Raw genomic sequence first — 12,512 nt, 5'->3', positions numbered from 1 at the left:
GGTGCGGTTCGAACGGGTCGCCACCGACGACCCGCTGGGCACCCTCGCCCCCGGCGGCGACGCCGTGAAGGTGTCCGCCTTCCTGGAGGTGGAGGGCGCCGCCCACTACCTGCCCGCCTACGCCGGCAACCTCGACATCATGACCTCGGCCGCGCTGCGCACCGCGGAGCGCATGGCCGCCCGCATCGCCCCGGAGGTGGCGTCCCGATGACCACCCGTCTGTACGTCCAGGACGTCACCCTGCGGGACGGCATGCACGCCGTCCGCCACCGCTACACCGTCGACCAGGCCCGCACCATCGCCGCCGCCCTCGACACGGCCGGGGTCCGCGCGATCGAAGTGGCCCACGGCGACGGCCTCTCCGGCTCCAGCGTCACCTACGGCGTCGGCACGCACACCGACTGGGAGTGGATCGAGGCGGTCGTCGCCGCTGTACGGCACTCCATCCCCACCACGCTCCTCCTCCCGGGCATCGGCACGGTCCACGACCTCAAGCAGGCCCACTCCCTGGGCATCCGCTCGGTCCGCATCGCCACCCACTGCACCGAGGCCGACATCTCCGCCCAGCACATCGCCGCCGCGCGGGAACTGGGCATGGACGTGGCAGGCTTCCTGATGATGTCCCACCTCGCCGAGCCCGCCGAACTCGCCCGCCAGGCCCGGCTGATGGAGTCCTACGGCGCGCACTGCGTCTACGTCACCGACTCCGGCGGCCGCCTCACCATGGACGGCGTCCGCGACCGCGTCCGCGCCTACCGCGACGTCCTCGACCCCGCCACCGAGCTGGGCATCCACGCCCACCACAACCTCGGCCTGGGCGTGGCCAACTCGGTCGTCGCCGTCGAGAACGGCGTCACCCGCGTCGACGCCTCCCTCGCCGGACAGGGCGCCGGGGCCGGCAACTGCCCGCTGGAGGCGTTCATCGCGGTCGCAGACCTCATGGGCTGGGAGCACGGCTGCGAGCTGTTCCCGCTGATGGACGCGGCCGACGACGTCGTACGACCGCTGCAGGACCGCGAGGTGCGGGTGGACCGCGAGACTCTCACCCTCGGCTACGCGGGCGTGTACTCCAGCTTCCTGCGGCACGCCCAGGCCGCTGCCCGCAGGCACGGCCTGGACACCCGGGCGATCCTGGTCGAGGTGGGCCGCCGCAAGCTGGTCGGCGGCCAGGAGGACATGATCACGGACATCGCCCTGGACCTCGCCGGGAGCCGCTGAGGCCTGGTTGTCAGTGGCGGCTGCCAGACTGGGCGGCGTGGACACAGAACGCCGCGAACTGGCCGCACGCTTCGTCGAACTGCACCAAGAAGGCTGCTTCCTGCTCCCCAACGCCTGGGACGCGGGAAGCGCCCGGATCCTGGAGTCGGCCGGGTTCCCGGCCGTGGCCACCACCAGCGCGGGCGTCGCCTTCTCCCTGGGCCGCCCGGACCACGACTACGGCGGTGACCGGGTCGACCGCGACACCATGGTGGGCCGCGTCGGCGAGATCGCCGGTGCACTACGGATCCCGGTGAGCGCGGACCTGGAGGACGGCTTCGGCGAGGCGCCCGAGACCGTGGCCGAGACGATCGCGCTGACCCTGGGGGCCGGGGCCGCGGGCGGCAACATCGAGGACTTCACCGGCGACCGCTCCCGGCCGCTGTACGAGCCGGAGCTCTCGGCCGACCGGATCCGTGCCGCCCGCCAGGTGGTCGACGCGGCCGGTGAGCCGTTCGTCCTGGTCGGCCGCACCGACGTGCTGCTGACCGGTGGCCCGCTGGCGGAGGCCGTGCGCCGGGCCAACGCCTGTCTCGCGGCGGGCGCGGACTGCGCGTTCGTACCGGGCGCGGCCGACGCGGAGACGATCGGCACCCTGGTGAAGGAGATCGACGGGCCGCTGAACGTGGTGATGGGACTGACGGGCAGTGCCCTGTCCCTGGCCGACCTGCGCGAACTCGGCGTGCGCCGGGTCACGGTGGGCGGCAGCATCGCCCGGGCGATGTACGCGCAGCTGCTGGGCGCGGCACGGGAGCTGGCGGAAAAGGGCACCTTCTCCTACGCCGAGAACCAGATCTCGCAGACGGACCTGAACGAGCTCTTCGGGAGATGACGGAGCTGCCGTCTGCCGTTACGACAGCTTGATCAGCGAGTAGTCGTCGCAGTAACCGGCCGCCGAACCGGAGTTCTTGTAGCAGTAGACGCCGGCGGAGGTGGTGGAGACGCCCGTGGTGAAGAAGATGGGCTGATGGGAGTAGGACGTGGTCGAGCCGCGCAGATACGTCTCCGTACCGCCGAAGCTCTTCACGCACACCGCGACCTCCTCACCGGCGGTGGCGACCTTGGCCCAGCCGACCACCAGGTTGGTGCCGCTGGAGGTGAGACCGCTGACGGTCCGGACGGCACCGCTGGCACTGACCCCGGTCTGGAGCGCGTAGGTGCCGGAGCGGGCGTTGGAGGCGACCACGCTGGACGCCGTACCGGTGGACTGGACCCACGGGGTCAGCGCGCCGGTCTCGTAGCCCGGGTCGGTGACGGCCTTGGCGGCGGAGGACAGGGGCTCCACCGCGAGGTCGTCGCAGTAGCCCGCGCCGCTGCCGCCGACGCCGAGCGGTTCGAGGAGGGCGATCACCCGGCGGGCGTCGTCGACGTCGAAGCCGCCGCGCTGGAAGTCGGCCGAGTTCAGCTTCACCGCGACCGCGAACTCCGGCGGCACCGCGGCCCGTACGGCCCGCACCACGTCCAGCAGCATCCGCGCCCGGTTCTCCAGCGGACCGCCCCACCGGTCGGTGCGCCGGTTGACCAGCGGGGACAGGAACTGCGACAGCAGGTAGCCGTGGGCCGCGTAAATCTGCACCCCGTCGAACCCCGCCCGCGCGGCCCGCTCCGCGGTGACCGCGAACCGCCGCACGGTGGCCTCGATCTGGTCCGGTGTCATGGCGCTCGGGCTGCCGAACCGCTTGCTGTGCCGGCCCATCTCGACGCCGACCGCCGACGGCCCCCACACCACGCCCGGCATCTCGGCCTGGACCTGGCGGCCGGGATGGTTGATCTGCATCCACACGGCCGCGCCCCCGGCCCGGCCGGCCTCGGCCCACGCGACGAACGGCTCCAGCGGGGTGGCCGCGTCGAGGACGACACCGCCCGGGCCGGTCAGCGCCTCGGCGTGCACCATCACCTTGCCGGTGATCAGCAGCCCGGCGCCGCCACCGCCCCAGCGCCGGTACAGGGCCAGGAGACGCTCGTCCGGGAGCTGCCCGGCGCCGGCCATCCCCTCCTCCATGGCCGCCTTCGCGATCCGGTTGGGCAGCACCTGCCCGGAGCGCAGTCGCAGGGGCGAGAACAAGGGGCTGGTCATCCGGGTCTCCTCTCCGGCCGCCGCAGAATGTGCGCGGCGCCAACAATGTGTACGGCGCCTACGAAGTCCGTACCTACGGGTGGTGACTTCCACAAACCCCTAGAGGTGTTCTGACCTCGTCTTTTCGTAGCGGCTTGCTTCCTGGTCCGCAGGTTGTCGGCGGCATCCGAAGGGCCGGCACCGGCCACCCGCCCGGACACTTCGCCGTCATCGTGTCGCGTGTGGTGCACTGGGAGGAGACCGGCCGCGACGCCGAGCCGGTGCGACGCCGGACACCGACTGCGCGATGCAACCTCAGGGCAACCGTCCGCAGCCGACCTCGGCCCAGGGCCCGGGCCCGGTCACCTGCTTCATTCCCGGGAGCCGCAACCTAGGACAGGCGATGAAGCCGCCTCCATTCACGTACTGTGATCCGGAATCCGTCGATGAGGCCGTCGCCCTCAAGAGCGAGTTCGGCGTCGGCGCCCTCGTCCTCGCGGGAGGACAGAGCCTGCTCCCGATGCTCAGCATGCGGCTGGTCAGGCCGCGGGCGCTGATCGACATCAACAAGATCGGTGACCTGCAGAGGATCGAGCACCGGGACGGCGTCCTGGAGGTCGGCGCCGGGGTCCGCCAGTACGAGTTGGAGGACCACACGACGGTCGGCGCGCTGGTCCCGCTGCTGCCGGAGGCCGCAGGCTGCGTCGGCCACATCGAGACCCGCCACCGCGGCACGGTCGGCGGCAGCCTGGCGCACGCCGACCCCGCCGCCGAACTGCCGTGCACGGCGGTCGCGCTCCACGCGGTGCTGGTCGTACAGGGGCGCTCGGGCACCCGCGCCCTCGCGGCCCAGGACTTCTTCCGGGGCCGGCTGACCACGGCCCTGGAGCCCGACGAGGTTCTCGTCGCCGTCCGCTACCCGGTGCCGCCGCCGACCGCGGGCCACGGCTTCGTGGAAGTGGCGCGACGCGCGGGCGACCTCGCGCTCGCCGGCGCCGCCGCGGTGGTGGACCTGGACGGCGACGGTCGTATCGCCGCCGCCTCCGTCGGCGCCCTGGGTATCGCCGACACACCGGTTCGCGCCGCCGAGGTGGAGAACGCACTGATCGGTGAGGCACCGGCCGAGGAGACCATCGCCAGGGCGGCCCAGCGGATCGTGCCCTCGGTGACCTCGCAGGACGACCTGCACGCCACGCTCGCCTACCGCCGCCACCTCGCCCCTGTCGTGGTGCGCCGCGCGGTCGCCGCGGCCGTGGCGCACGCCCGGGAAATGAGGAACGGGACGTGACGACCTTGACCGCCACCCCACACAGGACCGTGACCGTGTCCGTCAACGGGCGGGACGTGACCCGCGAGGTGTCGACGCGCACTACCCTCGCCGACTTCCTGCGCGACGAACTCGACCTGGTCAGCGTGCACCTCGGCTGCGAGCACGGCGAGTGCGGATGCTGCACCGTCCTGTTCGACGGCCACTCCGTGCGCTCCTGCCTGATGCTGGCCGTCCAGGCGGACGGGCACGCGGTCGAGACCGTCGAGAGCCTGTCCGCGAACCCGGCGCGGCTGCACCCGATCCAGGAGGCCTTCACCGAGGAGCACGCGGTGCAGTGCGGCTTCTGCACGCCCGCGATGGTGCTGCGGGCCAAGGAGATCATCGAGACCGGCCGTGAGCTGACCGACGCCGAGGTGCGCCGGGAGATCTCCGGGATCCTGTGCCGCTGCACCGGCTACCAGAACATCGTCCACGCGGTTCAGGCCGCCGGTGCCGAGCAGCGGGGTCGTCAGCGATGAGCTACACGTACATCGGCAAGAACCGCCGGCGGGTCGAGGATCCCAGGATGCTGGTCGGCCGCGGCGGATACATCGCCGACCTCAAAGTGCCGGGCATGCTGCACGCCGCGATCCTGCGCAGCCCCCTGCCGCACGGATGGATCAGGTCCGTCGACGCCACCGAGGCCGTGCAGCTCCCGGGGGTCGTCGCCGTGGTCACCGGAGAGGACTGCAAGACGGAACTGAACCCCTGCATGAGCTTCGGCCCGGTCGGCGTCACGCAGTACCCGCTGGCCGTGGACAAGGTCCGCTACGTCGGCGAGGCCGTGGCGGCCGTCGTCGCGGAGAGCAGGTATCTCGCCGAGGACGGCGTGGACCTGCTGAAGGTCGACTACGAGGAACTCCCGCCGGTCACCGATCCGATGGCGGCCATGGAGCCCGGCGCCGCCCTGCTGCACGAGGAACACGGCAGCAACATCGGCTACGAGCGGACCTTCGAGTTCGGCGACGTGACCGCCGCCTTCGCCAGAGCCGACCTCGTCGTCGAGGACACCCTGCACTGGGGCCGCTCCGCCGGGATGCCGCTGGAGACCACGGGCGCGGTGGCCCGCCCCGGCTTCAACGGCGAACTGGAGATCTACTGCAACTCGCTCAACTTCACCTACTTCGTCTTCCTGATCGCGGCCACCCTGCGCATCCCCTCCAACAAGCTGACGATGAAGCCGGTCCCGGCAGGCGGCAGCTTCGGCAGCAAGCTCGCCGCGCACAAGGTGCCCGCCCTTGCCGGCTTCCTGGCCCTGCGGACGGGGCGCCCGGTGTCGTACATCGAGGACCGCATCGACCACCTGATGAACTCCGACCACCACGGCTGCGACCGCTCCTACGAAGCCCGCATGGGTTTCCGCGCCGACGGCACGATCACCGGTCTCGACATCGACGTCGTCGACGACTACGGCGCCTACATGCAGTTCGGCATCGGGCACCACGGCAACGCCTTCTCCCAGGTCGTCGGCCCGTACCGGTTCCGGGACGTGCGCTACCGATTGCGGGCCGTGCTCACGAACAAGTGCCAGCAGGGCGCCTACCGCGGCTTCGGGTCCGAGGTGCACAACTGGGTGCTGGAACGGCTGGTCGACCAGGGCGCGGCCCGGCTCGGGCTCGCACCGGAGGAGATCCGCCGCCGCAACTTCATCCAGCCCGAGCAGTTCCCGTACAAGATCCCCGGCGGCAACCTCTACGACAGCGGCAACTATCCGGCCGTACTGGACAAGGCCCTGTCGATGATCGACCTGGACCGGTGGCGAGCCGAACAGAAACGGCTGTGGGAGGAGGAAGGCCGCTGCATCGGCATCGGTCTGGCCACGACGCAGGAGCGGAGCGTCTTCAGCGCCACCGAGTTCTGGTTCCTGGTGGACAAGCCCGCCTTCCCGCTCACCTCCAGCCCCGAGAGCGCGACGGTGACGATCGACCCCGCCGGGCAGTTCCAGCTTCTGCTGCACTGCCAGTCGATGTGGGGCAACAGTCCCGAGACGGTGGGCGCCACCGTGCTCGCGGAGGAGTTCGGGATCCCGCCGGAGAGCATCAGCGTCCGGTACGCCGACTCCGCGCACGCGCTGCCCAGCACCGGCCCGGGCGGCAGCCGCTACACCGTGATGGTGGCCGGCGCGATCCGCGGCGCCTCGCTCAAGCTGCGCGAGAAGCTGCTGCGCATCGCCGCGCACACCCTCGCCGTGGACGCGGACGACCTCGAACTCGTCGACGGGCGGGTGCAGCTCAGGGACGCTCCGGAAACCGGGCTGACCCTCGCCGAACTGGCGGGCAGCGCCTACTTCTTCGCGCTCAGCCTGCCCGAGGGGATGACCAGCGGACTGGAGGAGTCCTGCACCTACGACCACCCGTACACGACGCTTCCGGCACCGGACGGCTCCGACCTCGGCGTCTTCTACCCGATCATGGGCCATGCCTGCCACATCGCGGTCGTGGAGGCCGACCCCGACACCGGGATCGTCACCTTCCTCGATTACGTGGCCGTCCACGATGCCGGGACGATCGTCAACCCCCGGACCCTGGGCGGCCATGTCACCGGCGGCGCCACCCAGGGCATCGGGACCGCGCTCTATGAGGAACTGGCCTACGACGCGGACGGCCGGTTCAGGTCCTCGACCCTCAGGGACTATCTGATCCCCACTGCGGTCGAGGCCCCGGTGTTCCGTATCGGGCACGTCCAGACACCGTCGCCGTTCACCGAGTACGGCATCAAGGGCGGTGGCGAGGGCGGCCGCATGGTGGCCCCGGCGGCGGTGTCGGCGGCCGTCGACGACGCCCTGCGGGAATACGGGATGCGGGTACGACGGCTGCCGGTCAAGCCCGCGGACATCGTGGCGGCGGTGCGGGCTGCCGGTGCCTGATGGATCACTCGGCGAGCGGCATCTCCTGCTCGGTCCAGATGCACTTGCCCTCGTCGAGATGGCGGGTGCCCCAACGCTTCGAGAGAGCGGCCACCAGGTGCAGGCCCCGGCCGCTCTCGTCGTTGTACCCGGCACGCCGGATGCGGGGGCTGGTGAGGCTGCCGTCGTAGACCTCACAGATCAGCGACCGGCTGCGCAGCAGGCGCAGGCGGATGGGACCGCCGGCGTGCCGGATCACGTTGCCGACCAGCTCGCTCACCAGGAGTTCAGTGGTCATGACGAGATCGTCAAGACCCCAGACGGCCAGCTGGGTGCGGACGTATTCGCGGGCCTGGCCGGCGGCCCGCGGGTCCTCCGGAAGGCTGCACGAGGCGACGCTGTCGCGGGGCGTGCCGCAGGTGTGGGCCACGAGCAGGACCGCATCGTCATTGGTCTGCTCACAGTCGGGCAGCAACGCCGAGACGACGGCATCGCACAGGTCGTCGAGGCGCCCGGCGTCACCGTGCACGCTGCCGCTCGGGAAGTACGAGGTCCGCGCCACCGCCCCGGCCAGCGTCTGTCTGAGCTGAGCCAGTCCCTGGTCGATGTCCCGGGCATGGGATTCGACGAGACCGTCCGTGCAGAACACCAGAAGACTCTCCTCCGGCAGGTGCAGCTCGTGCGTCTCGAAGGGAGGTTCGGCGGCACCCAGCGGCGGGTCGCCGGCCAGCACCGGGCTCAGGACCGTCCCGTCGGGATGGACGATGGCGGGTGGGAGATGACCGGCCAGGGAGAGCGTGCAGGTACGGGTGACGGGGTCGAACACGGCGTACGAGCAGGTTGCGTACTTGTCCTGGCCGAGGTCGGAGACGAGTTCGTTCAGGTGGCTCATCAGCTCGTCCGGATCCAGGTCGAGGTCGGCGAGGGTGCGCACCGCCGTGCGCAGCTGCCCCATGACGGCGGCTTCGGCGATGCCATGGCCCATGACGTCGCCGATCACGATGGCGACCCGGTCGCCGGACAGCGGAATCAGGTCGTACCAGTCGCCGCCGACCGCTTCCCCTTTGCCCGCGGGCATGTAGCGGGCGGCGGCGCGGACGGCCGGCAGGGCCGGCAGCGTCCTGGGGAGCAGGCCGCGCTGGAGTTCCTGAGCGCGGGTGTGCTCCGCGTCGTACAGCCGGGCCCGTTCCAGTGCCTGCGCGATGAGCCCGCTCAGGGCTATCAGCAGGGTGCGCTCCTCCTCACTGAAGGAGCGGGACCGGGAGAAGGAGACCACACAGCAGCCGATCGCGTATCCGGAGGCGATGAGCGGAAGGAACGCCCAGGCGTTCTTGACCGACGCCGCGACGAACCCCTCGAACTTGGGATAGAGCCGGATGTACTCGGCGCGCGATTCGATGAACCCGGGAGTGCGGGTGCGCAGCGTCTGGGCGATCGCCATGTGGCTCGTGACCGGGATCCCGTCGATCTCGCGCAGGAATTCCTCGGTGTATCCGACGGCTCCGACCGCATGGAGCCAGCCACCCTCCAGCGCGTGGATCACCAGCCCGTCGGCGCCGAAGGGCGGCAGGACCCGGTCGGCGACGGCCTTGACCACGTCGCTCGACGTGACGGCCTCCGCCAGCGCCGCGGTCAGCTCGCTCATCCGGGCGCTCCGCTCGGCGATCCGCCCCCAGCCCTCGGCCGGGAAGACCCCCGCCTCACCACTCTCGTCGGCCGGTCCTTCGGCTCCCTGCGGCCGTATGTCGGTGATGTCGGCGAAGTAGATCGTCAGCCCGCCGCCCGGCACGGGAACCAGCCGGACATGGTAGACGCGCCGGTCGACCGGCCGGTGGAGATCGAAACCGATCGCCTTCCTCTCGGTGGCCGCCCGTCTGCACTGGGCCTCAAGACCGGGGATGCGTCCTGCGGGAATGTCCCAGAGACTGCTGCCCAGCAGCGTGCGGCCGGGGCCGAGGACACGCTCCGCCTCATCGTTGACGAAAGTGATCCGCCAGTCCTCGGCGATCGTCAGGAATCCGTCGCCCATGGTGCGCAGGGTGGCGACGACCGGATCCAACGGTGCTGGTGCCTGAGCCTGGTCCCACAGAGTGCCGGTCATACGGGCAGTGGTACCGCCCTCACCCGGTACGACGAGACCGCGCGCCCGCACCCGCCCGACGGTGCCGTCGGATCGGTGCACTTGGTATTCGGTGTCGTACGTGGTCCGGTTGTCGAACGCCGCACGGATGTCGGCCGTGAAGGTCGGCAGATCCCGAAGCGGCTCGTCGCGCATGTCGAGGACTGGTGGGGCGAAGGTCACGGCACGGGTCGTGGGGTCGTACTCCCAGTGCCTGATCGCGACCATGCGGGACGGCTCCCCGGGCGGTGGGACAGCGTCCGGGTGCGTGTCGGGACTGGTGGAACCGCCGGGATGTTGTTCCAGGCCACCGACCGTCCAGGCCGCCACCGAGCTCAGAAAGGACCGCTGTGCCGGATCCGGCTCGTCGGGGCCCGCCGTGAGAACGGAAAGGACACCGATGACACCGTCGATGCCGAGCAGAGGCACCGCCGCGGTACCGGAAGCGCCGATCCCCAGGCTGTCTCCGGCCACCCAGACGAAAGTACCGCCGCGCATGGCGCGTGCCGGGGCCGCGTTCGCGTCCTCGTGGAGATTCGTCCATGCCGCGGCGGATTCCGGTGCCACCTCGGCGGCCGTCACCATGCGCAACCGGCCGGAACCGGGGGCGCGCCAGTGCACGAAGCCGCCGAGGGCACCCAGGCCGGCGATCGCCTGCCGAAGTGCCACGCTCAGCGTCTCGGCCATCGACAGGCCACGGTGATCCGCACGCAGTCCCGGCAGCATGGCACACGGCTGTTCGGCGCCGTTCGAGAGCCGCGTGTCCCCAGCCGTCATCTCGTCCTCGGAACGTCGCGTATCGAGCCCCGGTCGTGCCATGAACATCACCGGTTACCGTGCGGCACTGCCGCCGTACGCATGGAGAATTCGCTTATCGCAGTAATGCCACTGTATCCCTGACAGACCCGGGTGCGATCAGAGCAGCGGACAACCCGGCAGCGGCCCGCACCGAACACACGCCGGGCCGCCGCCGGCCTTCCCGGCGTATGTGCGCGTGGGGACAGAGCCCGGAGTTCAGCGCCTACCCTTGACCCATGACCATCAGCAGCGACCGGAGCCCCGCAGTGGACGTGACGGCACCCAAGACCTACGAAGTCCGTACCTACGGGTGCCAGATGAACGTCCACGACTCCGAGCGATTGTCCGGGCTGCTGGAGGAGGCCGGCTACGTGCGCGCCCCCGAGGGCTCGGACGGCGACGCGGACGTGGTCGTCTTCAACACGTGCGCGGTCCGGGAGAACGCCGACAACCGGCTGTACGGCAACCTGGGCCGGCTCGCGCCCAGGAAGGCCTCCCGGCCCGGGATGCAGATCGCCGTCGGCGGCTGCCTGGCGCAGAAGGACCAGGACACGATCGTCAAGAAGGCCCCCTGGGTCGACGTCGTCTTCGGCACGCACAACATCGGCAAGCTGCCGGTCCTGCTGGAGCGCGCCCGGGTCCAGGAAGAGGCCCAGGTCGAGATCGCCGAGTCGCTGGAGGCGTTCCCGTCCACGCTGCCCACCCGCCGCGAGAGCGCCTACGCCGCCTGGGTCTCGATCTCCGTCGGCTGCAACAACACCTGCACCTTCTGCATCGTCCCGGCCCTGCGCGGCAAGGAGAAGGACCGCCGCACCGGCGACATCCTCGCCGAGATCGAGGCCCTGGTCGGCGAGGGCGTCTCCGAGATCACCCTGCTCGGGCAGAACGTCAACGCGTACGGCTCCGACATCGGCGACCGCGAGGCCTTCAGCAAGCTGCTGCGGGCGTGCGGGACCATCGAGGGGCTGGAGCGGGTGCGGTTCACGTCCCCGCACCCCCGTGACTTCACCGACGACGTGATCGCGGCCATGGCCGAGACCCCGAACGTGATGCCCCAGCTCCACATGCCGCTCCAGTCCGGCTCGGACACGGTGCTCAAGGCCATGCGCCGCTCCTACCGGCAGGAGCGCTACCTCGGGATCATCGAGAAGGTCCGCGCCGCCATCCCGCACGCGGCCATCACCACCGACATCATCGTGGGCTTCCCCGGCGAGACCGAGGCGGACTTCGAGCAGACGATGCACGTCGTGCGCGAGGCCCGCTTCACGCAGGCCTTCACCTTCCAGTACTCCAAGCGCCCCGGCACCCCCGCCGCGACCATGGAGGGCCAGATCCCCAAGGAGGTCGTCCAGGCGCGCTACGAGCGTCTCGTCGCCCTCCAGGAGGAGATCTCCTGGGAGGAGAACAAGAAGCAGGTCGGCCGCACCCTGGAGCTGATGGTCGCCGAGGGCGAGGGCCGCAAGGACGGCGCCACGCACCGGCTGTCCGGCCGCGCCCCCGACAACCGGCTCGTCCACTTCACCAAGCCCGAGCAGGACGTCCGCCCCGGCGACGTCGTCACCGTGGAGATCACCTACGCCGCCCCGCACCACCTCCTCGCCGAGGGCCAGGTGCTCGGCGTACGGCACACCCGCGCGGGCGACGCCTGGGAGAAGCGGCACGCGACGGAGGCCGCGAAGCCGGCGGGCGTCCTGCTGGGCCTGCCCAAGATCGGCGTGCCGGAACCGCTCCCGGCGGCCACCGGGGGCTGCGCGGCGCACTGAGCGCGCGCCATACTCCTCGCGTCGATCACGGGCGTCGATCACGGGCGCCGATCACGAGTGGGGGCGGCGGATCATGGCGCGGTGGGTGGTGGTCGTGCAGTTCGGCCACGGGGAGCAGTACAAGGTCGAGGAGGTCGTCCGTTTCGAGGCGACCCCCGAGCAGGCCCGGGCCAGTCTGTACGAGATCGCGTGTACCCACCGACCCCGCATGGGCCTGCGCCAGCAGCGCCGCGAGGTGTTCCGGACGGGGGACGGCGACGCGTACTACGTGCACATCGAAGGCATGATGTCCACCCACCGGGTCTTCTACCGCCTGGCGGAACTGGCGTGGAGCAGTGATTCCAGGGGCGGGTACCCGCACTAGG

General features: G+C 70.9%; 9 protein-coding genes and 1 pseudogene. 8 read left to right on the top strand and 2 right to left on the bottom strand.

Annotation, left to right across the window (positions count from 1 at the left end):
- Window position 1: 1 nt before the first annotated feature.
- The 3 genes and pseudogenes from ACFZDK_RS38360 to ACFZDK_RS38350 all read left to right on the top strand — a co-directional run.
- A pseudogene (locus ACFZDK_RS38360) lies at window positions 2-211 on the top strand (acetaldehyde dehydrogenase (acetylating)); the annotation flags it as partial.
- Window positions 208-1,218, top strand: a complete 1,011-nt coding sequence (gene dmpG, locus ACFZDK_RS38355) for a 4-hydroxy-2-oxovalerate aldolase (RefSeq protein WP_390979441.1) — start codon at window positions 208-210, stop codon at window positions 1,216-1,218. The pseudogene ACFZDK_RS38360 and the gene dmpG, both read left to right, overlap by 4 nt.
- Before the next feature lie 37 nt (window positions 1,219-1,255).
- Window positions 1,256-2,089 carry an isocitrate lyase/phosphoenolpyruvate mutase family protein gene (locus ACFZDK_RS38350; RefSeq protein WP_390979439.1) on the top strand — a complete coding sequence of 278 codons (834 nt, stop codon included), beginning with the start codon at window positions 1,256-1,258 and terminating at the stop codon, window positions 2,087-2,089.
- An 18-nt stretch (window positions 2,090-2,107) separates the two neighbouring features.
- Here the strand turns inward: ACFZDK_RS38350 and ACFZDK_RS38345 are convergent, their stop codons facing one another.
- Window positions 2,108-3,334 (bottom strand): hypothetical protein, encoded by a 1,227-nt coding sequence (locus tag ACFZDK_RS38345; protein WP_390979437.1) that lies wholly within the window; start codon window positions 3,332-3,334, stop codon window positions 2,108-2,110.
- Between the two features lie 382 nt (window positions 3,335-3,716).
- On the opposite strand from ACFZDK_RS38345, the gene ACFZDK_RS38340 reads away from it, so the two are divergent.
- Genes ACFZDK_RS38340 through ACFZDK_RS38330 form a run of 3 tightly spaced genes read left to right on the top strand, consistent with a single transcriptional unit; the run spans window position 3,717 to window position 7,488 of the window.
- Window positions 3,717-4,601: an FAD binding domain-containing protein gene (locus tag ACFZDK_RS38340; protein WP_390979435.1), complete on the top strand. Its 885-nt coding sequence runs from the start codon at window positions 3,717-3,719 to the stop codon at window positions 4,599-4,601.
- Entirely contained in the window at window positions 4,598-5,101 is a 504-nt protein-coding gene (locus tag ACFZDK_RS38335) for a 2Fe-2S iron-sulfur cluster-binding protein (protein ID WP_390979433.1), read from the top strand. The genes ACFZDK_RS38340 and ACFZDK_RS38335 overlap by 4 nt, the downstream gene beginning before the upstream one ends.
- Window positions 5,098-7,488 carry a molybdopterin cofactor-binding domain-containing protein gene (locus ACFZDK_RS38330; RefSeq protein WP_390979431.1) on the top strand — a complete coding sequence of 797 codons (2,391 nt, stop codon included), beginning with the start codon at window positions 5,098-5,100 and terminating at the stop codon, window positions 7,486-7,488. The genes ACFZDK_RS38335 and ACFZDK_RS38330 overlap by 4 nt, the downstream gene beginning before the upstream one ends.
- Before the next feature lie 4 nt (window positions 7,489-7,492).
- Here the strand turns inward: ACFZDK_RS38330 and ACFZDK_RS38325 are convergent, their stop codons facing one another.
- Complete coding sequence (locus ACFZDK_RS38325; RefSeq protein WP_390979429.1) at window positions 7,493-10,363, bottom strand: SpoIIE family protein phosphatase; 2,871 nt, start codon at window positions 10,361-10,363, stop codon at window positions 7,493-7,495.
- 257 nt (window positions 10,364-10,620) lie between these two features.
- Between ACFZDK_RS38325 and miaB the strand changes: the two genes are divergently transcribed.
- Entirely contained in the window at window positions 10,621-12,147 is a 1,527-nt protein-coding gene (gene miaB / locus ACFZDK_RS38320; RefSeq protein WP_390979427.1) for a tRNA (N6-isopentenyl adenosine(37)-C2)-methylthiotransferase MiaB, read from the top strand.
- Window positions 12,148-12,220: 73 nt separating this feature from the next.
- Entirely contained in the window at window positions 12,221-12,511 is a 291-nt protein-coding gene (locus ACFZDK_RS38315) for a hypothetical protein (protein ID WP_390979425.1), read from the top strand.
- Window position 12,512: the final 1 nt, after the last annotated feature.

It is taken from the genome of Streptomyces sp. NPDC007901 (assembly GCF_042959465.1).
Lineage (GTDB): Bacteria > Actinomycetota > Actinomycetes > Streptomycetales > Streptomycetaceae > Streptomyces.
The sequence above is the reverse complement of the archived record's forward strand: the minus strand, read 5'-3'. Positions and strand labels throughout refer to the sequence as shown.